This is a genomic window from Nibrella viscosa, assembly GCF_039541875.1.
GTDB lineage: Bacteria > Bacteroidota > Bacteroidia > Cytophagales > Spirosomataceae > Nibrella > Nibrella viscosa.
The window spans coordinates 239,772-264,350 of the sequence record NZ_BAABHB010000001.1; the positions used below are offsets into that span (position 1 = coordinate 239,772).

General features: G+C 54.1%; 25 protein-coding genes. 19 read left to right on the top strand and 6 right to left on the bottom strand.

Annotated features, from left to right (window positions below; all coding sequences use genetic code 11):
- Positions 1–138 precede the first annotated feature (138 nt).
- The 19 genes from ABD931_RS01045 to ABD931_RS01135 all read left to right on the top strand — a co-directional run bounded on the left by ABD931_RS01045 (position 139) and on the right by ABD931_RS01135 (position 17,728).
- Positions 139–1,005 (top strand): hypothetical protein, encoded by an 867-nt coding sequence (locus tag ABD931_RS01045; RefSeq protein ID WP_345263042.1) that lies wholly within the window; start codon positions 139–141, stop codon positions 1,003–1,005.
- A gap of 30 nt (positions 1,006–1,035) precedes the next feature.
- Complete coding sequence (locus tag ABD931_RS01050; RefSeq protein ID WP_345263044.1) at positions 1,036–1,920, top strand: hypothetical protein; 885 nt, start codon at positions 1,036–1,038, stop codon at positions 1,918–1,920.
- A 35-nt stretch (positions 1,921–1,955) separates the two neighbouring features.
- Entirely contained in the window at positions 1,956–2,789 is an 834-nt protein-coding gene (locus tag ABD931_RS01055; RefSeq protein ID WP_345263046.1) for a hypothetical protein, read from the top strand.
- An 11-nt stretch (positions 2,790–2,800) separates the two neighbouring features.
- Positions 2,801–3,232, top strand: a complete 432-nt coding sequence (locus ABD931_RS01060; protein WP_345263048.1) for a GPW/gp25 family protein — start codon at positions 2,801–2,803, stop codon at positions 3,230–3,232.
- Between the two features lie 3 nt (positions 3,233–3,235).
- Entirely contained in the window at positions 3,236–5,116 is a 1,881-nt protein-coding gene (locus ABD931_RS01065) for a hypothetical protein (RefSeq protein ID WP_345263050.1), read from the top strand.
- Positions 5,117–5,127: 11 nt separating this feature from the next.
- Positions 5,128–6,066 (top strand): hypothetical protein, encoded by a 939-nt coding sequence (locus tag ABD931_RS01070; RefSeq protein ID WP_345263053.1) that lies wholly within the window; start codon positions 5,128–5,130, stop codon positions 6,064–6,066.
- A 12-nt stretch (positions 6,067–6,078) separates the two neighbouring features.
- Positions 6,079–7,233, top strand: coding sequence for a hypothetical protein (locus tag ABD931_RS01075; protein ID WP_345263055.1), 1,155 nt, complete (start codon positions 6,079–6,081; stop codon positions 7,231–7,233).
- 93 nt (positions 7,234–7,326) lie between these two features.
- On the top strand, positions 7,327–8,250 hold the full coding sequence (locus ABD931_RS01080; protein WP_345263057.1) for a hypothetical protein: 924 nt from the start codon (positions 7,327–7,329) through the stop codon (positions 8,248–8,250).
- Between the two features lie 23 nt (positions 8,251–8,273).
- The gene (locus tag ABD931_RS01085; protein ID WP_345263059.1) at positions 8,274–10,772 is read left to right on the top strand and encodes an ATP-dependent Clp protease ATP-binding subunit; all 2,499 of its coding nucleotides are present in this window, start codon (positions 8,274–8,276) and stop codon (positions 10,770–10,772) included.
- A gap of 7 nt (positions 10,773–10,779) precedes the next feature.
- Positions 10,780–11,082 carry a PAAR domain-containing protein gene (locus ABD931_RS01090; protein ID WP_345263061.1) on the top strand — a complete coding sequence of 101 codons (303 nt, stop codon included), beginning with the start codon at positions 10,780–10,782 and terminating at the stop codon, positions 11,080–11,082.
- A gap of 45 nt (positions 11,083–11,127) precedes the next feature.
- Entirely contained in the window at positions 11,128–11,583 is a 456-nt protein-coding gene (locus tag ABD931_RS01095; protein WP_345263063.1) for a hypothetical protein, read from the top strand.
- A gap of 15 nt (positions 11,584–11,598) precedes the next feature.
- Positions 11,599–12,960 (top strand): DUF5458 family protein, encoded by a 1,362-nt coding sequence (locus tag ABD931_RS01100; RefSeq protein ID WP_345263065.1) that lies wholly within the window; start codon positions 11,599–11,601, stop codon positions 12,958–12,960.
- A gap of 35 nt (positions 12,961–12,995) precedes the next feature.
- On the top strand, positions 12,996–13,394 hold the full coding sequence (gene tssD / locus ABD931_RS01105) for a type VI secretion system tube protein TssD (protein ID WP_345263067.1): 399 nt from the start codon (positions 12,996–12,998) through the stop codon (positions 13,392–13,394).
- Positions 13,395–13,423: 29 nt separating this feature from the next.
- A complete protein-coding gene (gene tssD, locus ABD931_RS01110) occupies positions 13,424–13,981 on the top strand; it encodes a type VI secretion system tube protein TssD (RefSeq protein ID WP_345263069.1) in 558 nt (185 codons plus the stop codon).
- Between the two features lie 47 nt (positions 13,982–14,028).
- Positions 14,029–14,427 carry a type VI secretion system tube protein TssD gene (tssD, locus tag ABD931_RS01115; RefSeq protein ID WP_345263071.1) on the top strand — a complete coding sequence of 133 codons (399 nt, stop codon included), beginning with the start codon at positions 14,029–14,031 and terminating at the stop codon, positions 14,425–14,427.
- A gap of 36 nt (positions 14,428–14,463) precedes the next feature.
- Positions 14,464–15,009, top strand: a complete 546-nt coding sequence (gene tssD, locus ABD931_RS01120; protein WP_345263073.1) for a type VI secretion system tube protein TssD — start codon at positions 14,464–14,466, stop codon at positions 15,007–15,009.
- A gap of 15 nt (positions 15,010–15,024) precedes the next feature.
- Positions 15,025–15,396 carry a type VI secretion system tube protein TssD gene (gene tssD / locus ABD931_RS01125; protein ID WP_345263075.1) on the top strand — a complete coding sequence of 124 codons (372 nt, stop codon included), beginning with the start codon at positions 15,025–15,027 and terminating at the stop codon, positions 15,394–15,396.
- 28 nt (positions 15,397–15,424) lie between these two features.
- Positions 15,425–15,928: a type VI secretion system tube protein TssD gene (gene tssD, locus ABD931_RS01130; RefSeq protein ID WP_345263077.1), complete on the top strand. Its 504-nt coding sequence runs from the start codon at positions 15,425–15,427 to the stop codon at positions 15,926–15,928.
- Positions 15,929–15,931: 3 nt separating this feature from the next.
- On the top strand, positions 15,932–17,728 hold the full coding sequence (locus ABD931_RS01135; protein ID WP_345263079.1) for a type VI secretion system Vgr family protein: 1,797 nt from the start codon (positions 15,932–15,934) through the stop codon (positions 17,726–17,728).
- 6 nt (positions 17,729–17,734) lie between these two features.
- Here the strand turns inward: ABD931_RS01135 and ABD931_RS01140 are convergent, their stop codons facing one another.
- The 6 genes from ABD931_RS01140 to ABD931_RS01165 all read right to left on the bottom strand — a co-directional run bounded on the left by ABD931_RS01140 (position 17,735) and on the right by ABD931_RS01165 (position 24,520).
- Positions 17,735–18,553, bottom strand: a complete 819-nt coding sequence (locus ABD931_RS01140) for a TssN family type VI secretion system protein (protein ID WP_345263081.1) — start codon at positions 18,551–18,553, stop codon at positions 17,735–17,737.
- Between the two features lie 79 nt (positions 18,554–18,632).
- Positions 18,633–19,754, bottom strand: a complete 1,122-nt coding sequence (locus ABD931_RS01145) for a vWA domain-containing protein (protein WP_345263083.1) — start codon at positions 19,752–19,754, stop codon at positions 18,633–18,635.
- Complete coding sequence (locus ABD931_RS01150; RefSeq protein ID WP_345263085.1) at positions 19,751–20,659, bottom strand: AAA family ATPase; 909 nt, start codon at positions 20,657–20,659, stop codon at positions 19,751–19,753. The genes ABD931_RS01145 and ABD931_RS01150 overlap by 4 nt, the downstream gene beginning before the upstream one ends.
- 88 nt (positions 20,660–20,747) lie before the next feature.
- Positions 20,748–21,587: an FAD binding domain-containing protein gene (locus tag ABD931_RS01155; RefSeq protein WP_345263087.1), complete on the bottom strand. Its 840-nt coding sequence runs from the start codon at positions 21,585–21,587 to the stop codon at positions 20,748–20,750.
- A 36-nt stretch (positions 21,588–21,623) separates the two neighbouring features.
- Positions 21,624–24,026, bottom strand: a complete 2,403-nt coding sequence (locus tag ABD931_RS01160) for a xanthine dehydrogenase family protein molybdopterin-binding subunit (protein WP_345263090.1) — start codon at positions 24,024–24,026, stop codon at positions 21,624–21,626.
- Positions 24,023–24,520, bottom strand: coding sequence for a (2Fe-2S)-binding protein (locus ABD931_RS01165; RefSeq protein WP_345263092.1), 498 nt, complete (start codon positions 24,518–24,520; stop codon positions 24,023–24,025). Before ABD931_RS01165 ends, ABD931_RS01160 begins: the two co-directional genes overlap by 4 nt.
- Between the last annotated feature and the right edge of the window lie 59 nt (positions 24,521–24,579).

Genomic DNA, 24,579 nt, shown 5'->3' on the forward strand with positions numbered 1-24,579 from the left:
ATTTGAAATATAGTTCTAATTTTCAGCTTTCTAACTAACCGGATTTGTGGGGAAAGAGTAGCGTACCGGCCGGCTGAGTACAACGATTTGGCTGTTGTGAAGAGTGTAACAATTGTTTACTGCTTACGCTGATACCTTATGAAACAGTCTTACTACCTGCTGCTTGGTCTGCTATTAGGCGGTACACCGCTTCAGGCGCAAATGGCGACGTCGGCTAAACAACCCTTATCCAGTACCTCGCAGGCCGTAGCCGGCCTGCACAAGCCTGCCGGCCGGCAGGTGGCAACCTCACCCGTCTACGTAAAACTGTATGGCCTTTATGGTTTGCTGACACCCGGCTCGTTGCTGATTACAGACACCAAAGGACTGGGGGCTGGGGTGCGGGCCGGAGCGGGTGTCGGCTTTATTGCCAATGATTTTATTAATGTGGGGCTGGACGCCGATTTGCTCTTTGGGGATAACCTCAAAAAAGAGACGGTAGCCGCTACCGGGATTACCACAAAAACTACTGATTTTAAAATCGTATCCGTAACGCCCAACATTACCTTCAAAGCGTTGGCGCATCCGGCGTATTACATCTATAATCGGCTCGGTATTATGGTCGGTAAGGTACTGACGTACCAGACTACGGAAGAGATCAGGTACGCAAGTACAGGTGCTTCTGTCACAACCAGAGTTTTGGAGACCGATTTCGGCGACAATAGTCTGGTGTTAGGCTATCAGGCGGCTTTGGGGGTTCAGTTTCGCCTGAGTGAAGCCCTGCGGGGATTCGTTGAGGTGGTGGCCATTAACCAGTCCTTCAAGCCAAAAGAACGGACCGATATTGTCACCAATACGAAAGACGGTAAGGTTACCAGTACCAGTAAATCGTATTATGCCTACGAAAAAGAAGGTGAACGAGGCTATACGAAATACCCCGATGGCCGGAATGTGTACCTGGGACCCACGTACAACGTACCCCTGAATAGTATTGGGGTTGGGGCTGGTTTAGTGTTTCGATTTTAAAAAGCAGAACAACTCTATAACGCTATTGCCATGATCCGGTTTTTTTACCTGCTGCTGGCCCTGCCACTGGGCTGTCTTTCGGTTCAGGCTCAGCCGGTAGCCGCTGCCAGGCCCCCGCAGAGAACAACTGCTGAACCGCCGGGCGGGCCGGTGTCGCCGATATACCTGAAAGTATATGGGTATTATGGCCCGCTGACACCAGGGTCGCTGTTAAGCTCCACCTACAGCAACAACGCTACGGGTGGGCAGACGTTCAAAACAACCCGTTTTGGGTTGGGAGCCGGTGCCCGGGCGGGGATTGGTATCGGATTTATTGCCAGTGACTTTATTAACCTGGGGCTGGATGCCGACTGGCTGTTTGCCGATAAGCTGAAACGGGAAAACGCTACCTCGTACAACAACTTCACGTATTCCAACACCATTACGACCAATCTGCAGGTAGCCTCGCTGGTTCCGAACATTACGTTTAAAGCGCTGGCTCGTCCCTCGTATTACATCTACAACCGCCTGGGTATCATGGTGGGCGCAGTACTGACGTATGAGCAGGTCATTAATGAGCTGAACACGGGGCCCAAAGTATCCCCAACGACCGGGGTCTACCGGTGGCGTTTCTCCAAAAACAGCCTGGCGCTTGGCTACCAGGCCGCTTTGGGTGTTCAGTTTCACCTGAGCGAAACACTGCGGGGGTTTGTCGAACTGGTGGCTATCAATCAGTCCTTTCGTCCGCAGGAGGGTACTTTCTCCTATGTGTCAACGCAGGATGGGAAGACACTTAGTAACGACGCTACTTCGTTTGTGTATAAATCCGGGGTTGCCGGGGTAACCACCGATGCACAGGGCAGAAATGTAGTGCCCGTTACTAATGTGGCGATGAACAGTGTTGGCGTTGGTGCCGGTTTGGTATATCGCTTCTGACTACGTGTATAACCAATAAGCAGTAAGTAGTATATATGAAAGTTTTTACCTGCGCTTGTGTGCTGGCAATAAGCATATCGATCGGTTGTTTCGGACAAAACGGAACCCAGGAGTCGCCGGTATACGTAAAGGTATCCGGGTTTTACGGTCTGCTGACGCCCGGTACAGAACGGTATACCATGGCCTCCTTTAATTCCGCCAATACCGTGTTTGAAGTGGGTAAAAAGCGGCTCGGTGCCGGACCGCGGGCCGGTGTCGGGATCGGCTACATCATTAACGACTTCATCAATGTGGGTATTGATGCTGATCTGCTCTTTGGTAGTGAACTAACCGCTGCCAACAGCAGCAATACCACAACAAACCGCTACACGCAGCAATCGACCACCAATTACCGGGTCCTGACCATCACCCCGAATATTACTTTCAAGGCCTTATCGCAACCGGGTTATTACATCTACAACCGGATTGGCGTTGGCGTGGGTATGCTGCTGACGTATGAGACGGCCATTACGACGGTAACTACGCTGCCGGCCGCCAATGCTGGGAACTACCTGCGGGTGTCGGAGATGAAAGCGCCACCGGCCGTTGGATTTCAGACCGCGCTGGGCGTTCAGTTTCGGGTCAGTGATAAATTAAGAGGGTTTGTAGAGATGGCCGCCATCATTCTGGCTTTCAAGCCGACGGAACTGAGTGATACGAAGAATCTGAAAAACGACAGCAACTTTGATAAGCTGAACATTTTCAAATTCGCCGATTTCGGGACGTATAATACGGTGGAAGCGGCAGCGTCGCGTACTGTGACGCTGCCGAGCCGGACGGTTCCGGTCAATAGCATCGGGCCGGGGGCCGGTCTGGTTTTTCGCTTTTAACCCACAGCTGTATGCCGCAACCCAACTATGCCCTGCCGCTCCGTTTTGACGAGATACTGCGCCGGAAACCGCATCCGACCTGCTCGCTGCCGCAGTCTATCGCCCAGAATCTGTTTCTTATCATCACAACCCACCTCAGCGAGTCTCGCTTCGATGAGACATTCGGCTGTAGGTTGTGGGAGGAAGACTTTAATCATCAGCTCAGTAGCCGCTGGCGTGAGGATATCCGGCAATCGATAGAGACCTCGGTGACTCAGCACGAAAAGAGGCTCGGGCAGTTGCGTATTCAGGTCGATATTGGCGATCAGGAGTTACAGATCACCAAAAACAACCGCCGGATTAAGCGCCGGCTTCTCATACGCATTGACGGTGTTATCCGCCGGACTAACGAGCGGTTTACATTCCAGCGAAGCCTTTATCTGGCACCCATATCAACCGAATAATTCATGAACGCCCAGGTACTTGAACCGAACAGTTTTTCCCGCGAGCGGGTCAAAAGCCGGATGCTGCGCCGGGCGGCTGAATTATGGGGCTACACCGAGGCCGATCTGGACAGCTTTGATCCGCTGGTAGCCTTACTGGTTGAGGCTTGTGCGGTGGAGTTTGAACACATTTCCACCGAAATCACAGATACGCAGAACCGGCTGCTCGACCGGCTGGCGCAGTTGCTGCATCCGGAGCCGGATGTGGCGCGTCCAGCCTTCGGGCTGGCGCAGGTTCGGTCGGTTGAGCCCCGTTCCATGGTGCAGCCGACCACCCAACTTCTGTTTAAACGAACGGGTGCGGGTCGCTACGATTCTGGTGGGCCGGCAGTAGGGCAGGAAATCTTTTTCTCTCCGGTTAGTTCGTTTCCGGTTGTTGATGGGGCCCTGCGGTATATAGCTACCCGTCAGGCGCTGTTTCGCCTGGAAGAAGGTAGCCAGAAGATACCAGTAGCGCAGCTAAACACGGTATCGGCGGCTATGGCGAAGCCGTATCAGTCGCTCTGGCTGGGGCTGGAACTTCACGAGGACATACCGTCGCTGGAAGGATTGATCTTCTTTCTTGACTGGCCGAATGACCCGCAGCGGGCAACCTGGCTTCAGCTGGTGCCTTTCTGCCAGTGGAAGTTAGGCGACAAGCCTCTACGCCTTCGGACTGGTCTTCCGGAAAATGCGCTATCCGGTGGTTCATCGGTCACGCTGGAGGCTGAATTTAACCCAGTGTATAAGGTTGAGAAACAGGTGCTGTCGACCTGGGACAATAGCTTTTTTACCGTCCAGCAAGCACCGGCTCTGCACGATGTTGTTGCGGCCAGGCAGCCTTATCCGCCCGAATTTGGTCAATTGTTTATGGACCGGGAGCTAAGGACGCTCAAAGAGCCGCTTTGGTGGGTAGAGGTGCAGTTTCCGCATATCATCAATCCGGAAGCGCTCTCCGGAATAGTGGGTGGATTGAATTGCTTTCCCGTTATGAACCGTCGGTTGCACCGGCTGACATACCGGCTTCAGCAAAACCTGAACATCATACCGCTCGAAACCGACCGCAGTTTCTTAGCGGTGCGTGAGGTGAGTACGAGCCAGAATGGGCGCTTGTCGGCCATTCCGCTGGGTAACCTGCTCGAACTGGATGTCCATACGTATACGGTTCAGTACGGCGTGAGCCGCTTCGACGACCGTAATGCCCGACAGGTATTAACCAATCTGCAGGACCTGGTACGGGATGAAAGCGCATCGTTTGCGGCTTTGGGTGAAGATTTTCTGTCGTCGGTGCTGCGCGAACTGAATCAGACCATTGCCCGGCTTGAGGCTAAAGTAGACCAGAAAACGCAGAAGCGCGACCCTATTCCCTACCTGATTATTAAGCCGAAACAGCCTGGCGAGAACGTCTTTATCGAATACTGGACCTGCAACGGCGAGGCTGCCAACCGATTATCTCCTGGAAGCAGACTCACTCCTTACGCCGATACGTCGCTGCGGAAAGAGAATTGCCTGCTGCTGACAACCACCGCCGGCGGTCGGGAACGCCCTAAGGATTCCGAGAAAATCAATACCTATAAACGAGCCCTGCTGAGCCGGAACCGCATTGTCACGCTCGAAGATGTGCGGGTGGCCTGTCGGGCCGAACTGGGCGCAAATATTGTGTCAGTGAAGGCTGAACGGGCTTTTCGGGTGGACGCTGTCCCGACGAACGGTTTTCAGCGGTGTATTCGAGTTAGCCTGCAGCCGGCGCTCCGGAGCAGTTACACGGTTCAAGAGTGGGCGCAACGGGCCGAGCAACTCCGGGTGAGTCTTGAATCGCAGTCCGTAGCCGGTATACCATACGAGGTTGTCGTTTTACCTGCTTAACCAAAACGCCGATGGAGACACTGGATAGCTACGCCAAACGACTGAATCGCCTGCCAATAGACCTCCGGCTGGAGGTGGTGCTGGCCGATATGCTGGAAGATGGGGTGTCGCTCGACGATCTGATCGTGAACCCGCTTGGCAGCTTCAACCGGCCGTTCGGGCGCGATATAGCGGACACCGAGTGGGTAGAAGCGCAGCATGGGCACCGGCGGTGGTTGCAGATCAACGTAAACCGGAATGGGATTTATGACTTTCTGCCGGAAGGCGTCTTTCACCAGCCTACGTCCGACGACACCCTGGCAACGCAGGAGACGATACTCCGGGAGATAAAAATCCAGCGGGAGCGTGAGGAGGCTGCCCGGCGGTTTTTTCTGCCGTTGGAGCAGGAGTTTTTCCGCCAGCGGGTTCGGATTGAGCAGGAAGAACGTACTCATCTGGCGCAGCACGATCCGTTTTCGCTGGACGATAATCTGGTCGCTCAGTTCTGGGAATTGCCGGATTTTCTGACAACTGCTCAGGCAAAACGGCTGGTGTACCTGTTGCCGGTGGTGTATCAGTTTGTGGGTGACCTGCACCGCACAGCTCTTTGTTTCGAGCAGTTGCTGGGCGAGCGGGTCAGCCTGCAACCGGAGCTGCCGGGTTTGGTAAGCTTATCGGCAGATACACCCCCGCTGGGGCAGTGGCAATTAGGCAATGATTCGCTGTTTGGCGGGTATGTTCGCGAGGAAGGGGAAGTGATCCGGCTGAGGGTTCACCTGAGCCGGGCTGACCAGGTTCCAGACTACCTGCCGGGCAGCAACGGCCGGCGGGTAATCAATCTGTTGCAGGAATACCTGTTGCCTATGGACACTACACTGGTGGTGGAACTGGATACGTCGGCCTTTGAGAATGCCTTTATACTGGATGATATCCCCGATAGTGGATTACTGGATTTTACAACATGCCTTTGATCGATTACCCGTATGACCTTACCTGAATTAACACATTACCCGGTTAACTGGGTCGACGGTATGAAAATCGCCCGGCGGCATTTTACCGAATGGGAGAATTTCATGCACGACCAGATTCGTGATAGTCAGGCGCTTGGCCTTAGCGAGTTCCGGTACGGCATACTGCCGGCCGAACAGGCGCTTGATGTGCAGATTCAATGCGATGTCAACCAGCAGATCCGGGTGCAATTGTACCGTTGCCAGGCCATCAGTCCCAACGGTGCCCGCATCAACCTGGATTTTGCCGATGCCCTGACCTGCGCCACCTCCTATCCGGCCCTGGCCGAAACCTATAGTCTGCAAACCGGCAACCCGCAGCTGCTGGATATAGTGCTGACGGTAGACCCGTTCAGCCGCATACCCACCGGGGAGCCGCTATTGCAGGAGTCCCCCCCCAGGCATCCGTATACCCGGCCCGATTACCGGCTCGACGTAGTGCCGCAGGGACAGCTGCAAAGCCGGGAACTCAGCTACCAGCTGGTGATTGGCCGCCTGCGCTACGCCGACGGAGAGGTAAAACCCGTAGCGGAGTACCTGCCGGCCTGTACGTCGGTGCGGAGTCTGCCCCGGCTATACCAGTGGTACCAGCAGTTTGGCAGACACCTCGACATGCTGGAAACGAATGCCTATAAAATTCTTCAAAAAACCCGCGACAAAGACCAGAAGAACGTCTTGCTGACCAGCACACAACTGCTGGCAGAGCGGCTTGCGTTTTCGCTGGCCGACTTCAGCACGCGGTTTAGCTGGACGGTACCCTACGAACCACCCATTCACATGGCCGAGTTGTTGCTGCGTCCGGTGCAGATCGTGCGGGCGGTGCTGACCATGCTCAGCGGGCGCGAACGGGAAGAGTTTGTCGGCTATATCAGTGAATGGGCCGACCTGACCCCCGGCGCATTTGAGTCTCAACTCAATGCCGCGCTGCAGTTGCCGTATAACCATACGGAACTGGCAACCCTGCTGGCCGGTATTGATGCCTTTTATCAGGTGCTGACAACTGTACTGTACAAACTGGCCCAACTCGACTTCATCGGCAAACGCAAAGGCCAGAACGTCTTTATCATCGAGAACGAAGTGAACCCGGCGCCCGTCGAGAAACCCCGCTCGCGCTGGAGCCCGCTGGGGTAGAATAAAGGGTTTGACGTTTGTGGTTTGACGTTCAACAGGCGAAGCCAACCTCAAACTTTAAACGTCAAACCACAAACGTCAAACCTATTGCCAATGGAGCCCCTTAACAAAACCGAACGCCGGATGGCGTTTAACCGATTTCTGGGCGTGTACTGCCTTTCACTGAGCGTACCGCTGCTGGCTGCATACCTGTTTTTCAGTATTCCCGACCGGGTGCTGAAAGAAGAAAATGTCCGGATGAGAGAAACCCTGGATGAACAAAGCCAGCGCCTGCTGCAGCGGGTAAGTGGCGTTACCACGGGCCTGAAAACGCTGGAAACAACCGATCAGGCCTATCTGAAAGCAACCGATATTGAGAAGGGAAGCCTGAAAACGCAGTTGTCGGGTCTCGAAAACGAGATTCAGGGACAGGTCAATGGCATAAAGGCTGACACGGTGCAGTTTAAACCAGTGAACAGGCAGATTTCCAAAGGGTTGATCGGCGCGTACGAAGCCGTGCTGACATACCGGAACAGCATCGGATACCTGCGCGATATGCTCGACAAGAAAGGCATTGATGCCGACCAGGTCGAGAAGCTGTCAGCTGCGCTCACCCAGGCTCGTCAGGAAAATGAGATGCTGAAGTTACTGGCGGCCCGTAACAACGCAGCCCCGGCTCCAACTCCCAGTAGTGGTGGAGGGGGCGGAGGGGGTAACCAGTATCTGGCGCAGCTTCAGGATTGTAACGGGAAGCTGACATCGGCGCAAAGCCGCATTGCGCAGCTTGAAAACCAGTTAAAGAACAGCAGTACGCCTGCCCAGGTACAGCCCGTATCAACCGGAGTTTCCAAGGCAGAAGTTGAAATGGACCTTGTGGAGCGGTGCGAACGCAAAGCCGATGATACCAAACGCCCTCCGCTCTGGCGCCGTCCTTTGTATGAATTTGCTGTAGAAACGTTGGAGCAAACCAGTCATCCGGACGCTAAGCAACGTATCACCACCATTCAGGGCAAACTCCGTCGCCTGGGGTCTGATTGAGTAATTGCTAAACCCGTACTACTATGGCCTATACCGACGAAGTAAAACGAGCCATTCAGATTGCGCAGGCGCTGTCGAAGGAACATCAGAACGAGCTGTTTACCCCAGCTCACCTGCTGATGGGATTACTGCATAACGAAGTCGGACTGGCTTCCCACCTGAACGTGCTGGGCAAAGATGTACCTTACCTGCGCGAATGGGCAGAAGTGCGCATGGAAGCGGCTCCGAAAGCAAGCCGGTTATCACCAAACCCACCCGGCGATAGTCAGGTAAAGTCGACCATGGATATGGCCGATCTGGTGGCCATGCAGTTGGGGAAGGACCAGACCGATGCCATTTCGGTGCTGGCAGCTTTGCTAAAACCCGGGCTGGCGTTTACCCCCGATCAACTGCGGAGCCTGACCCTTACCCAGGCCGAAATCATGCAGGCAGCCGCCGACGAGGCTGCCGTGCAGGATGCAGTCCGGCCGCAGGCCGCAAGCTCAAACGGCGAGCAACGTCGGGAAGGAGCTGAGCCCAAAGGCCGTTCAGGGCAGGCCTTGTTTCGGTATTGCATCGACAAAACGGCCTTAGCCGGAGAAGGGCGGCTTGACCCGATTCTGGGTCGTGATCGCGAGGTGCGGATGATGGCGGAGACGTTGGGCCGGCGCACCAAACCAAACGTGATTCTGGTGGGGGAACCCGGCGTTGGCAAAACAGCGCTCGTCGATGGATTTGCCCTGAATATCGTGGCGGGTCAGGTGCCCACCCACCTGCAAAACGCGCTGCTGCTCGAACTGGATACCGGCGCGCTGGTAGCCGGCGCTTCGTACAAAGGAGAGGTAGAAGACAGGCTGAAAAACATTCTGACCGAGCTCAAGCAACTCGGCCGGGCGGTGTTGTTTATCGACGAAATCCACCTGCTGCTCGATAGCCGGGGACCGTTAGGTACGGGCGTGGCTAACCTCCTCAAACCTGAACTGGCCAAAGGAAATCTGACGGTGGTGGGGGCCACTACCCCGGATGAATACCGCAAATACATCGAAAGTGACGAGGCCTTCAGCCGCCGGTTTGATGTTCTGCGGGTAGAAGAGCCGAACGTAGAAACCGCCATCCGGATGGTGGAGCGGCTGGTGCCCTTCTACGAAAAACACCACCAGTTAACGGTAGGGCCAGAGGCAGTGACCGAAGCCGTGACGCTGGCCAAACGGTACAGCCGCGACCGGCGCCTGCCCGATTCGGCTGTGGACCTGCTCGACCGGACGCTCTCGGCGGTGCGGATGATGGCTGAGAATACGGCTGTGGAAGTACACCGGCTCACCGAGCGGCTCGATCAGCTTGTGGCGGAGGAGTCGGCTAATCATGGGCGGGATCTGCGCTGGCTGCACCAGGAGCTGGAACACAAAATCAGTCCGATCCTGCTGGCGGCCCTGGCCGACGAAACAACCATTGATGCGTATGAGACGGCGGCTGACCTGGCCGATTACATCCGCCAAAAGCTGAACCGGCTCTCGGAGCTGACCGATACGGCTAAAACGGGCATCGACCGCCACGATGTGGCCGCTGTGATTTCGCACAAAACGGGTATCCCGCTGGGTAAAATCCAAAGCCAGGAACGGGACAAACTGCTCGCGATGGAGTCGGTGCTGAAGCGCCGGGTAATTGGGCAGGACCATGCCGTAAAGGCCGTTGCCGATGCCATTCTGGAAGCCCGTTCCGGTCTGACAAAGGCCGGGCAGCCCATCGGCTCCTTCTTTTTGCTGGGGCCTACCGGCACCGGGAAAACCGAGCTGGCCAAGTCGCTCGCCGATTTTCTCTTCAACGATGAGTCCTTCCTGATCCGGTTCGATATGTCGGAGTTTAAAGAGGAACATTCGGCCGCCCTGCTCTACGGCGCTCCCCCTGGTTATGTGGGCTATGAAGAAGGTGGCCTGCTGGTCAATAAAATCCGGGAAAAGCCGTATTCAGTCGTGCTGTTCGACGAGATCGAGAAAGCACACCCCTCCGTGTTCGATATTTTTCTGCAGATCCTGGACGAGGGTAAGCTGCACGACCGGCTGGGCAAAGAAGGCGACTTTTCGGATGCGGTCGTGCTGTTTACCTCCAACATCGGCAGCGATTACGTGATGCAGCAGTTCGGGCAGGGAAACATCCCGTCCTCCAACGAACTCATGGAAATTATGGCCCGGCACTTCCGGCCTGAATTTCTGGCCCGGCTGACGGAAATAGTGCCGTTTGCCCCGATCAGCGAAGAGAATGCTGTCCGCATTTTTGAACTGCACCTGCGCGGCCTGTTGGACCAGCTCAGCAAGCAGGGCATAACGCTGACGCTGACGCCCGAAGCCCGGCGGCATTTGGCACTATCCGGGTTTACACCTCAGTATGGTGCGCGGCCCCTCAAGGGTGTCATCCGCAACCAGCTCCGGCGGCCGCTGTCACGCATGATCATCGCCGGTGAAATTGGCAAGGAAAGTGCCGTGCAGGTGGATATCGCCAATGATGCCCTGACGTGGAATATACTGAACGAAACCGCTTTAACCTGAACGATATATGCCACAACCCGCAGCCCGACTCGGCGACATGCACGTATGTCCGCTGGTCACGCCCGGTTTACCACCCATTCCGCATGTCGGAGGACCGGTAGTTGGTCCTGGCATGCCTACCGTTCTCATTGGTGGACAGCCGGCCGCTACCATGGGCGATATGTGCGTGTGCGTAGGGCCACCCGACAGCATAGCCAAAGGCTCGGCAACGGTACTCATCGGCGGCAAACCAGCTGCCCGGATGGGCGATATGACAGCTCATGGCGGCAGCATTGTGGTCGGCTGTCCGACGGTGCTGATCGGCGGCTGACCTGACTGAAAAACAAAATAGATAACCTATAAACCAAAACTTCCCATGTTTGACTACGGTATCGGCGGACAGGAGCGAAAGCTCGACGTGAACGAGAGCATCGTTGACATCCCCCAGAATAGAACGCTTATTGTTGAAAAGCTAACGGCCGACCCGGCCTTCAGACCTGAGATTGTGGATGGACTGAAGACCGTCGGCGAAGTTTTCGAGCATTTTCGGCCCGAAGTGGAAGTAGAATTCGAAACCGAAGAAGGGTCTACCACCAGCGAAACGCTGCGGTTCCGGGCGCTGAGTGATTTCAGCAAGAAGGGAATCGTGGCTCAGAGTCCCTTTCTACAGCGGCTGAACATGACCTACGAAGACTTTAGTCGGTATGTAAAGCAATTAAAGTCGAACAAGATTCTGAAAACGGTGCTGGATAATCCGGAAGCCAAAGCGGCTTATGTAGCGGCCATACAGGCCATGATTCAGGAATTGGAAGAAGCTAAAAACGCACAGTAACCCGGAAACCTATATATGGAAGCTCAGGAAAAACCATCCGCCGAAAAGACCGCTCTCCCCTCTCAGCCACTTTCGCTCGACGCGAGCAGCACCAAACTGGCCCGGTACGGCGGCTTCGGCATAGTCGAAACCACCATTGAAGGGGCGCAGAACCTGAATCCGGAGAAGAAGGCCCGGAAGAAAATATTTCTGACCGAATCGACAAAGCAGGAAGAGCGTGAGCAGCTGCAGCAACGGCTCCAGCTCCTGCTCGACCTGATAAACAACGCCGACAGCGTTGCCGACCTGGTACAAACTGCCCAGGAAAAAGCCGAAAACGCCCAGACGCTGCTGAACGAAAACCTGAAGCGGGCGGTCGATGCCTCGCGGGACCTGGAGCGCGCCTACCGGTCGGTGGCCAATTTCTACAAGAATACCGAAGCCGACAAAGTCCGTAACGTGAGCCTGCTCAACGCCGATGCCGAACAGATTACCGACCTGGACAATACCACGTTCATTGATGCGGTGGCCGAAGAGTTTGCCAGCAAATACGACCGGCTCGATTTGCGCGAGAACTATTCGCTGCTGGTGCTGCCGGGGTACCTCGGCTCCCGAAAGGCAGTAGATACCTGGGCCCGGATCGCCCACAAGAACAAAGTGATGATGGTTACGGATTTTCAGCATCTGGATGCTCCGGAAGACGTGGTTGATTTGTTTGAGGCCGCCAACATGACCGGCAGCGATGCGTACCTGTCCAACGTCATGATGACCTGCAACTGGCTGGTCGGGCGGGGCAAACACCAGGACATCGGCGAAGAAGAAGATTTGTATGTGCCGGGATCAACGGCGCTGGCCGGAAAAGTGTACAGCACACTAATGTCGCAGGTGACCGCCGGTCGTAAGCATGGTGCCTTAAATGAAGTGGATGGCGTTCGTTTCCCCATGAAAAAATCGGAAATCGCTACGCTGGAGAAAATGGGACTGATTCCGATGGTGGCCGAATACGGAAAGGTCATGCCCTTCTCGGCCAAGACCCTCTTCAACGGCGATAATCTCGGGCTGCAGACCTACTCTGTGGTACGGGTGTTCGACTACATCACCAAAGTGCTGATCGATTTCCTGAACCGGCGGGCGTTCGAAAACTTCAATTTCAACACCAAGCAGGAAATTCAGAAGCAGATTGTGCGCTTTCTGGATAATGTAACCGGGCCGGGCAAACTAATTGAAAAGTTTAAGCTGCTGCGTTTTGAGCAGGACCCCAAGCAGAAAGACCGGATATACCTCGACATCCACATGGTGCCTTATTTCCCGGCCAAGACGTTCCTGATCAAACTGGACGGGCAGAAAGGTGAAGACCCTGATTCGGCCGAATGGAAGGCCGAGTATGACCAGCAGTAACGTACATTCTCTCAACCATAACCAAAAGCAACGCTATGGCCTCATTTCAAGCGATGTTACAGTTTTCAACCGGCGATTCTGGTGAGGGAATTATGCTGAACCGGGTTAATTTTTTTGCCGTTCGCGACCGGGACAGCAAAGGCCGACCGGTGGCCAAGGCCGCCTGGACAATGATGGTTTCCCTGTATGCGATCCGGGATAAAATGTTTACGGAATGGATGCTGGATCCTTTTAAGAAGAAGGATCTCACCATCGCCTTTTTAGCCGGTGACCAGAACGAAAAAGAAAAAGAGTGGCAGTTCAAGGATGTATACTGCATCGGATTCGAAGAGAATTTTGTAGAGGACCTGGGCATATTCGAAACGATTGTCATCCTGTCGGGCGAATCGGTTTCCAACGGAAACGCCACGCTGTCCTATAACTGGGCATCTTAGCGGTTTACTCTCTAAATCCTTTTACTACCATGGGCAATAAAGCAGCAACACTGTCGGTTTGCGGCCGCGATTTCAAGGTGCTGGAATTTAACATCAATCTAGCTCAGAAAACTGATAATCAGGGCAGACCGGCGTCCGGTGTCTTTTTAGGAGACTTTTATCTGATTTTAGAGGGCGGGAGCGATGTCTTTTTTGAATGGCTTTGTGAACCCACCCGCATGGAGAGCGGTATTCTCAAAGTCAAATACAAAAAGGCGGCTTCCCACTATGTCGAATACTCGTTTGTGCAGGCGTTTGTCACGACTATACTGGAAAACCTGTATGATGTTCCCCCGATTGGTAACTCGTTTAATCAGGTGAGTACAATAGAGGATTCAAGCGAGGAATTTGAAGTCTGGACGAACGTGACCTCCATGAAAAAGGAGTTTAAAACCGATACAGGAACCCATATTCTGGCTAATTCGGTAACGAAAACCCGCCAGTTTCAGCAGCGAACGGGTATTCCGTACGTACTTATGGTAACCCTCTCGTGCGAGCGGATCACCATCCGTGACGTTGAACACAACAACCAGTGGAGCGGCCGGTAGTACCCTAATTCAGAACACGTTTGTACCATCCTTAATCCTTCTGATGTATGGCATCGTTTCGCGTTGAGATCGAAGTAGACAATGACCTGTTTATCGTAAATCGTGTCTTTTTTACGGCTTCCCGAAAACGGGATGCCAGAGGACAGCCGGCTTCGGATATTTCCTGGCGTATTTACCTGGCCATGGATGTACTGGAACAGGCAACGTTTGCCGAATGGATGTTCAGCCCGGGTATGAAAAAAGATGTAAAAATGAAATTTTATAAAACAGAAAGTGCAGAAGGGGGAGAGTCAACCCTGAAGGAATGGAACCTGAAGGACGTCCATTGTTACGGATTAGTAGAGTTGTTTATTGCCGACGCTTCTTTTCAGACATCGAACTTCTTCTTTTCAGGAAAGTCAGTTTCTAACGGCAACGCGACCATAGACCATGAGCCGGAGGAATAACCTTTTTCTTTTTTAAGCCTATAGACCTATAGTATTATGGCACATAAAGCAATTTTATCGGTAGCCGGGCAGGAAATTAAAGCCCTCGAATTTATGGTTAGCTTCAAACAGGCCTATAGTCAAAATGGCCAGCCCGCTTCGGGCGTTTACCTGGGCGACTTTTATCTGATAGCCGACGGCGGCACAGATTTCTTTTTTGAGTGGCTGGCCGATGAAGACCGGTACGAGAACGGAACCATTAAAACGTACCGTGAAGATCAGGACTCCGTGTTTCTGACCTATGAGTTTGAAAATGCCTTTATTACGGATGTATCAGAAAGTTTTTACGATAACTCCGGCGGCATTAAAACGCAGTTCAATCAGGTAAGTTCGGCCGAAGACCTGAGCGATGATGCGTACGACTACGGCTATCTCAATGTTCGGCAAACGAAGCAGGAAAATGTGCTGGTTCGTAATATGTGGAAACGGGTTCGGCATTTTCAGGAACGCACGGGTATTCCGTATTGTGTTTTCGTGACCATCTCCTGCGAAAAAGTTAAATTAAGAGATGCCCTGCTCGACAACCAGTGGATAGACGAATAAACGAGAGACTGCAGTATGGCTTTTGAAGGAACCCTGAACGTAGACGGTAACGCCTACAACATCAACTGGATGCTTTTGCAAATTGCCCGCAACGAAGACCAGCGCGGAAAGCCTGCTTCCCGACCGGCCTGGGGTGTGCATATCAGTCTGGATGCTATGGACGATAGTACCATTAAAAACTGGATGATCGACCCCAATATGCAGAAAGAAGGTAAAATCATCCTGAGCCGGATCGACGAATCCGCCACATTTAAGGAAATTGAATTCAAGAATGCGTTTTGTCTTAACTACGCCGATGAATTTTTTTCGGATGTTGAATACCTGAATACGGTTATTTTTATAACCGGTGGTGAGGTGACGTTTAACAAAGCTACCCTGCGCGTCTAGTCATACACGTATCTAACTGCTGAATCTGATGTCATTTCAGGCTACTTTAACGGTTGAAGGCAAAACATTTGATGTGTTGCAGTGTAAGCATATCATGTCTCAGAAATATGAGCGGGGCCGGCCTACCTCGGCGGTTCGTGGGGGCGTGATAATTTTAATTTTAGACGGCACCGACGAGGATTTACTAGGCGACTGGGCATCGGGGGCAACGGTGAAAAAAGACGGAGACATTACGTTTAACCGAATCGACCAGAACTCTACCTTACAAAAACTCGAATTTCAGGAAGCCTATGCTACCCACTACTTTGAGTTTATGTCCTCCCAGTATATTGATTCAGAAGCCGTATTGGCCGCCATCGAAGGCACCATCAATATGGATTTAAAGACAGTGGATGATAATGCGGAACGACTCATTCGTAACACAAAAACCCTGGTTCGTTTTGTGGAACGGACCCGAATCAGCAACTGCATCCTGCTCCGGCTGTCGGCCGGACAAATCAAATTAGACGGCATCGAACACCGCAACTCCTGATGCATGGCAAAACTGGTTAAGGTTAAGGTAGAACTGGAAGACGGCACTGAACTGAACCAATGTGATTACCTGCTGATCGAGCAGGATCTGTTTGGGCACCATACGTTCGAACTGCACGTGCCGTTTGAGGAGTTGGAGAAGCCCGACGAACTGTTTTTTAATCAGTCGCCCCGCAATCTGTGCGGCAAGACCATCCGGTTTTCCTTCGATCCCGTGCTGGACGACGAATCGTTCTCGTTTCGCTTCAAAGGCATTGTTACCGATCTGAACCTGAAAAATACGAGCCGGCTCTCCAATCGGTTTATCATCCGGGGGTACAGCCCGACCATCCTGCTGGAAGACAGCCGCCTGCGCCGGACGTTTCTGGGCCAAAACATCCAGAGTATCGCCAATAAAGTGTTTGACCCGTATCCCAGCAACCTGATCCGGAAAACCATTCAGCCCCGCCACTCCGACAGTCTGCCTTACAGCGTTCAATACGACGAAACGAATTTTGCTTTTTTATCCCGCCTTGCGGCCCAACACGGTGAATGGTGCTATTACGACGGGCAGCAACTGGTATTCGGCGAACCCAAAGGCCAGTCGATTGATTTTCTGGTAGACGGCACCCAGACATTCGATATGTCGCTGCGGCTCATGCCGACCCGTTTTCTGTACAGCAGTTATGACTACCGCGCCGACCAGCGCTACGAGAGCCATTCCAAAGACCAGTCGGTTTCCGGCCTCGGGCAGTGGGGGGATTTTACGCTCGATGAATCCGACAAAGCCTTCAGTCAGGAATCTCAGCTGCCGGCGACCAAACCCGTACACAGCCAACAGGAACTCGACTCCCTGGCCAAAACCCGGAAGATAGCCGAGACTACGCAACTCATTGATTTCCGGGGTACCGGCGAAAATCCGGATCTGACCGTTGGCACGGTCGTCAAAGTGAAAGCGAACCGCATTACCGAGCGCGGAGAGTCGGAAGAAAATCTCGGCAATTACCGAGTTACGCACGTTACCCATCAGGTCGACAGCAGCGGCAATTATTCCAATACATTCCGGGCTGTGCCGGAATCGGTGGATGGCCCTCCGCCGAATTCCAACGTAGCCAATCCGCTGGGACAGCCCGAGATTGCCAAAGTTATCGACAACCAGGACCCCGACAAACTTGGGCGCGTGAAGGTGGAGTTTATGTGGGCGGGCGACGCCAAGGAGTCGGACTGGATACGCGTGGCCCATCCGTATACCGGTGCGGGCATGGGTATGCTCTTTGTGCCCGAAGAAGACTCGCAGGTAATGATTGGCTATGAAGGGAACCTGGCCGAACTGCCCTTTGTGTTAACCGGCCTGTACCCCAAAAACGACAATTTCTCGTATACCTCACGCGACAACACACAGAAAATCATCAAAACCAAAGGCGGCAACCAGATTGAACTAATTGACAAAGACGGCGAACAGAAAATACAGATCACCAACGACAATCAGACGGATACTCGCCTGCTGCTGTCTTTCAGTGATAACGGAAGCATCACGCTCGAAACCCAGGGGCCGGTGAAGATAGCAGGCAGGGACATTGAGGTGAAGGCATCCAATGACCTGACCCTGGAAGCCCAGAGTAATCTCGTGCTGAAGGCAACCCAAAAAATCGCCATTGAAGGCCAGATAGAGGTCACTATTAAAACGGCTCAGTTTGCCGCCAAAGCGGATGCCACGGCCGAGCTGAAAGCCAACGGGCAAACAACGGTAGAAGGCACGCAAACCTCCGTTAAAGGCAATGCACTAGTCGAAGTAAAAGGAGCCCTGGTCACGATCAACTAACCGGGCTTACGCTACCCGGTGGGCAATAATCGTGTCGTTATCGTTCAAATAATTCTGGCTGAAGTTGAGTTCCGGGTCCAGAAAACGGGGCCGCTGCCACCAGGCGGCTTTTTTCGAAAATACCCAGCCATAAGGCTGTCCCGTGTCGTGCGTAAACACAATCTGGCTAGCGGGGGTACGTTCGTTGTAATCGTTGATAAATACCAGAAACAGATCACCCAGCGACATGGCAACCGGAGCCTTCGCCTTAAAATTGGTATCGTGTCGATCTTCAGGCGTCTTCAGGAACTCAAACTGAATCACCAGGATTTTTGACAGGTCAATGAGGTCGATATCCGGCATATCGCCGTTGATGGGGTAATACCACTTCTTGTAATCGGCGGCCGGAATGGCCAGAAAATACTGATACGCCAGCACCACCAGAACCGGGATAAGAAAAGGAATCAGACTCGTCACAAACGTCCAGCGATCGGCGAGATGCCCCGTAAACTGGTACAGCACTAAGGAAACAATCATGCCGGCCAGCATCAGCAGGAAGGCGGGCAGAACATTCCGTAGAAAGAGGAGATCATACGTCAGATAGCCAAACCGTTCGCCCAGCCAGACGTGCAGAATGCCCACCCCCAGCGCCAGCGCCTGCGCCAGCAGGTAATACGTCTGAAACGAAGCCGTATCCAACGTGCCCAGCCAGCTTATCCCCCCCAGGAGGAGCACAATGCCAAGCCCATACAGAATCCACTTCGACCGGGCGACGGCCGGTAAACGGGTCATCGACTGACTATTTTTTCCACCTCCCTCTTTGGGCGTAAACAAAAACGGGTGCATAGGCAACTGGTCGGGCAGATAGCTTCTGTCAAATATAGCGAGGAAACCGGTTCCGTTGTTAACCGCTGCCTAACTCTCTTCAGAGCCATTTACCCAGTTTCCGCAACGAATCGACATTGTGAACCGGTGCAAACACGTCGATATAGGGCAGGGCTGTTTGCATGCCCGCAACAGCCGGGCGGTAGGCGGTGTAGCCGGCCAGGGGGTTCAGCCAGATTACTTTCCTGGCTTTGGCGTGAATGACTTCCATACTCTGCCGGAGCAGGGTGATATCACCGGTATCCCAGCCGTCGCTCAGGATAATGACAATGGTGCGTTTGTCGAGAAGCCGGGCCGCGTAGTCGGTTACGAACTGGTGCAGGCTTTCGCCGATGCGGGTGCCGCCACTCCAGCTCTGGTTTTGGGCGCTAATGACCTTCATAGCGTTGCTAAAGTCGTTTTGCTTCAGCAGACTGGTTATGGACTGTAGCGAGGTACTAAAAGCAAAGGTCTCGATCCGGCGAAACACCTGCTGAAATGAATACATAAACTGCAGCAGAAAGGCCGAATACAGATCCATAGACTGGCTGACATCGCACAGGACCACCAACTTGGTGCGGTTGCGCTTAGGTTTGCGAAATATGAGGTGCATCAGTTCTCCGCCATTCCGCATGTTTTTCCGCAGGGTCCGGCGCAGGTCCGGCTGGTCTTCCTTTGCCGATTTCTCGTAACGCCGGTTGCTTTGGGCCGCCAGTCGTCGGGACAGGGCCCTGATGCTTTTCATGATCTCGTCCAGGTCGTCGGCCGGAACGGCCGAAAAATCCTGCTGCGCCAGGTTTTCGTGGGTGCTGTAGGAGGCTGTCTGCTCAATCTCTTCGTTTTTGTTGCCGGTCAGCCAGGACTTCAGGGCTTTAAATGAGTCCTGGTTGACCCCCGGTTTCAGCGTTTGTTTGGGCTGCTTTTTTTCTTTCGCGTCAACGGCCTTCTCCAGTTCTTTCCAGTAGTCGGTAAACAAGGCGTCGAACTGATCCAACTGGCTGCGGCTGCGGCACAAAACGGCCTTCAGCGCCTGCCGGAACACCTCGTTGCTGTGATAGTCGATAAATTGCAGGGCGTTCAGCGCGGTTGTTTCGTCGTCTACACTCAGCGAAAAGCCCTTCTGCCGCAGGTACCGGCAAAACTGAACAATATTGCGGGAAAGGGACGTTTGACGGCTAATCAAAGACTATCTAGTTTGGAGTGGATGCCGGTTTTTTCCATCAGTTCGCTGAGGCTCATTTGTACCTGCCGGGTATCGTGCCAGTCTTTCAGCACCACGCCCAGGGTCTGCTCCACAATGTTCTTGTCGAGGTGATCGATATGCAGGGCTGATAAGGCCAGCGCCCAATCCAGCGTTTCGGCGACTCCGGGCGTTTTCTCCAGCTTCAGGGTACGAAGCTGCTGCATAAACCGGCAGATCTGCTCGCCGAGCCGGGCATCAATACCGGGTACTTTATTGCGCACAATCAGGTACTCTTTCTCAAAATCCGGATAGCCGATGTACAGGTACAGGCATCGCCGGCGCAGGGCTTCCGACAGTTCGCGGATGCGGTTGCTGGTTAGAATAACCTGCGGAATGTGGGTGGCTTTGATTGTGCCAGTTTCGGGGATGGTGATTTGCCAGTCGCTAAGGACTTCCAGCAGAAAACTTTCAAATTCTTCGTCGGAGCGGTCTACCTCATCAATGAGCAGGACGGGTTTTCGGTGGTGGGTAATGGCCTGGAGCAGGGGGCGTTTCATCAGAAAGCTATCGCTGAAGATAGTCTGTTCTTTTTCATCCACCGACTGCGGCTGGTTCTCCACCATTTTCAGGTGCAGCAGCTGACGCTGGTAATTCCACTCGTAGAGGGCGTGGGTGGCATCGAGGCCTTCATAACATTGCAGGCGGATCAGGTCTGTTTGAAGGGCACGGGCCATCACTTTAGCGATTTCGGTTTTACCAACGCCCGCCGGCCCTTCAATCAGCAGGGGTTTGCTGAGCTGAAGCGATAGAAAAAGCGACATAGACACCGATGTGTCGGTGATGTACCCCTGCTCCTGCAACAGGGTAGAGATGTCTGCTAACGTTGGTTGTTGATGATTATCCAAGCTGCTCGTCTGCTTACTTAAAAAAAACCAGTACACAGAGCGGTGCCGGAAAATGATCCCTGCACCGCTCTGTGTATTACTTAAAAAATCACGCTACGGCCTGCAGCGCCCGCTTCAGGTACACTTTTGCCAGGTGCCGCCGGTATTCTTCCGATGCAAAATTGTCGCCCATAAAGGACACGTCCTGTCCCTGTAAGGCTGCGTTTACGGCGGCATCCATAGAAGCCGCATCCAGCGTGTTACCGGCTACGGCCTGCTCCGCTCCTTTGTCCCGGAAAGCATACTCGGCTACGCCGGTAAAAGCAATGTTGATTTTACCGTCGGGGAAGCGCATGACCGCACAGCCCACAATGGCAAACCGCGAAGCCGGGTGCTCGAACTTCATATAAGCGGTACGGGTACCGGCTGGCGGCACAGGGATGCGGATGGCGGTAATCAGCTCATTCTCCCCAAGCGCTGTGGAAAACAGGCCCGTAAAGAAGTCGGTCGCGCTGATGCTCCGGCTACCATTCCGGCTGACGACATCAATCACCGCGTCGGCGGCCAGTACCAGTGCCGGCCAGTCGGCGGCCGGGTCGGCATGGGCCAGACTTCCCCCGATGGTGCCCCGGTTACGGACCTGCACATCACCGATTACACCCGCTGCCGTATGAAAGAACGGCAGCTTCTCCTGTATCAGTGCGCTGTTGAGGATCTCGGCATGGGTGGTGCCCGCCCGGATCACAATGAAGCCGTCTTCTTCCTGAATGCCTTTCAGCGAAGAGATGCTGGAGATGTCGATCAGAAATTCGGGCTGGCTTAGCCGCAGCTTCATGGAGGGAACCAGGCTGTAGCCCCCCGCCAGCAGTTTGCCGTCGCCGTTGGCCAAAGCCGCCAGGGCTTCCTCCACGGTAGTGGCTTTTTTATAGTCGAATTCTACGGTAATCATAGTTGTGTGCTTGACGATTTACGGGTGTCTGATTTGTCAGTTACTGCTGGTCTGTATGGCCCGCCATACGCGCTCCGGGGTCAGCGGCATCCGGATGTCCTTCACCTTATGCCCACCGCTCCATAGTGCATCGATCACCGCGTTGACCACCGCCGGCGTAGAGCCGATAGCACCGGCTTCACCGGCACCCTTAACACCCAGCGGGTTGTGCGGGCAGGGGGTTACCTGATGGCCGGTTTCAAACATGGGCAGGTCATCGGCACGGGGTATGCAGTAGTCCATGTAGGAGGCATTGATCAACTGCCCGTTTTCGTCGTATTCGGCCCCTTCAAACAGAGCTTGTCCAACACCCTGGGCTACACCCCCGTGAATCTGGCCTTCCACAATCATCGGGTTGATGATATTCCCTACGTCGTCGACGGCAATAAACCGTTGTAACTTAATGGCGCCCGTATCTTTATCCACTTCTACCACGGCAATGTGGCAGCCAAAGGGATAGGTAAAGTTGGCGGGGTCGTAGAAACTGCTGAAGTCGAGACCGGGTTCCAGGTCTGCCGGGTACACATGCGGTACATACGCCGTCAGAGCCACATCACCGAACGCCAGGGACTTGTCGGTTCCCTTCACCGTAAATTTACCATGGTCAAAGTCTATATCGTCGGCGCTGGCTTCCAGCTTATGGGCCGCGATCTTCTTTCCTTTTTCGACAATTTTATCTATGCTCCGCATAATGGCCGAGCCCCCTACCGCCAGGCTCCGCGAGCCGTAGGTACCCATACCAAACGCTACCGTATCACTGTCGCCATGAACGATCTCTACGTCTTCCATGGCAATACCCAGCTTATCGGCAACGACCTGCGCAAAAGTTGTTTCGTGGCCCTGACCGTGCGAATGCGAACCGGTAAAGACGCTTACTTTACCCGTTGGCTGTACCCGCACCTGGCCAACCTCAAACAGCCCGGCCCGGCAGCCCAGCGACCCGACCACCGCCGAGGGCGCAATGCCGCAGGCTTCGATATAGGTCGAGAACCCGACACCCAGCAGTTTACCGTTCTGGGCGGCTTCTTTCTGCTGCCGGCGGAAGTCCTCGTACCCCAGCATCTCCAGCCCTTTTTCCAGCACGCCGTGGTAGTTGCCGCTGTCGTATTGGAGGGCTACCTGTGTCTGGTAGCCAGGCTGGTTCACGCCGTCAAACGGCGGAATAAAGTTTTTGAGCCGGAGTTCGGCCGGGTCCATGCCCATCTCCAGCGCAGCCAGGTCAAACAGGCGCTCCAGCAGGTACGTGGCTTCGGGCCGACCGGCACCCCGATACGCATCTACCGCTGTAGTGTTGGTGAATACCCCTGTTACATCGACGTTGATTTTGGGCGTTGTGTACAACCCCTGCAACAGCGTACCGTGCAGGTAGGTAGGTACGCAGGTGGAGAACGTAGAGAGATAGGCACCCAGATTGGCGTAAGTTTTTACCCGCAGGGCCAGAATATTGCCTTCCTGATCGAAACCCATTTCGGCTTTGGTTACGTGGTCGCGGCCGTGGGCGTCCAGCAGAAAGCTTTCAGTTCGCTCGGAGGTCCACTTGATAGGCCGCCCCACCTTTTTGGCGGCCCAGGTCAGCAGAGCTTCTTCTGTATAATGGAAGATTTTACTGCCGAATCCGCCCCCTACATCCGGCCCCACAATCCGAACTTTATGCTCGGGTATACCCAGCACAAACGCACACATCAGCAGGCGGATGAGGTGCGGGTTCTGAGTGCTGGTGTACAGCGTATATTTTTCGCTGGTAGGGTCGTAAACGGCATTGTAGCTGCGGGGCTCGATGGCGTTGGGCACTACCCGCTGGTTGACAAACTCCAGGGTGGTAACGTGGGCGGCCTGCGCCATTGCCTGGTCTACCTCTTCTTTCGGATTACCCAGCTCCCAGTCGAAACAGGTATTATTGGGAGCCTCGTCGTGTACCTGGGGCGCATCCGGCTTTACAGCCTCGGCGGCATTGACAATGGCCGGTAGTTCTTCGTAGTCGACCATTACCGACAGGGCGGCATCTTTGGCCTGCTCGCGGGTTTCGGCAATGACCACGGCTACCGGATCACCCACGTGCCGGGCTTTGTCGGCTACCAGCAGCGGGTGTTTCGGCTCCTTCATGATATCGCCGTTCTTGAAGTTTACCTGCCAGCCGCAGGGAACGCCGTTGATATCGGCTACGTCGGCACCGGTGTAGATGGCAATGACGCCCGGCATATCTGTAGCCTCGCTGATATCGATATTCAGGATACGGGCGTGGGCGTAGGGGCTGCGCACAAAGTGAGCGTAGGTTTGTCCCTGGAGAATAATATCGTCGGTGTATTTACCCTTACCGGTTATAAACCGTTTGTCTTCAACCCGCTTGACGGATTTTCCGATCAGGCGGCCGTTTCCGTTACTTCCGTTCGACGCGCTCATACGGTTACCTCCTCTGTTTTGGTGGTTGGTTCGGTCTCTTTCTTCTTGTCGGCCGCGTACTGTACCGATTTTACAATGTTGTGGTAGCCGGTGCAGCGGCACAGGTGTCCTTTCAGGGCGTGGCGGATTTCGTCTTCCGAGGGGTTTTCGTTGTGATCCAGAAAATCGGCCATGGTCATGATGATGCCGGGGGTGCAGAAACCGCATTGCAGCCCGTGTTTTTCGTTGAAGCCTTCCTGCAGCGGGTGCAGCTCTTCGCCGGCGAGCCCTTCAATAGTGGTAATTTCGCAGCCATCGGCCTGTACGGCAAATACGGTGCAGCTCTTGGTGGGCTGATTGTTGAGGTGGATGGTGCAGGCCCCACAGATGCTGGTATCGCACCCGACGTGGGTACCCGTCAGGCGGAGCACATCGCGCAGGTAGTACACCAGCAGCATCCGGGGTTCAACGTCGTGGGAGTATTCCACTCCGTTGACCTTTACGTAGATTTGCATAATTGTAGAAATGGGGGTTTTAGAGTTGATTAAGAACAAATGAACTACGATCAGGCAGA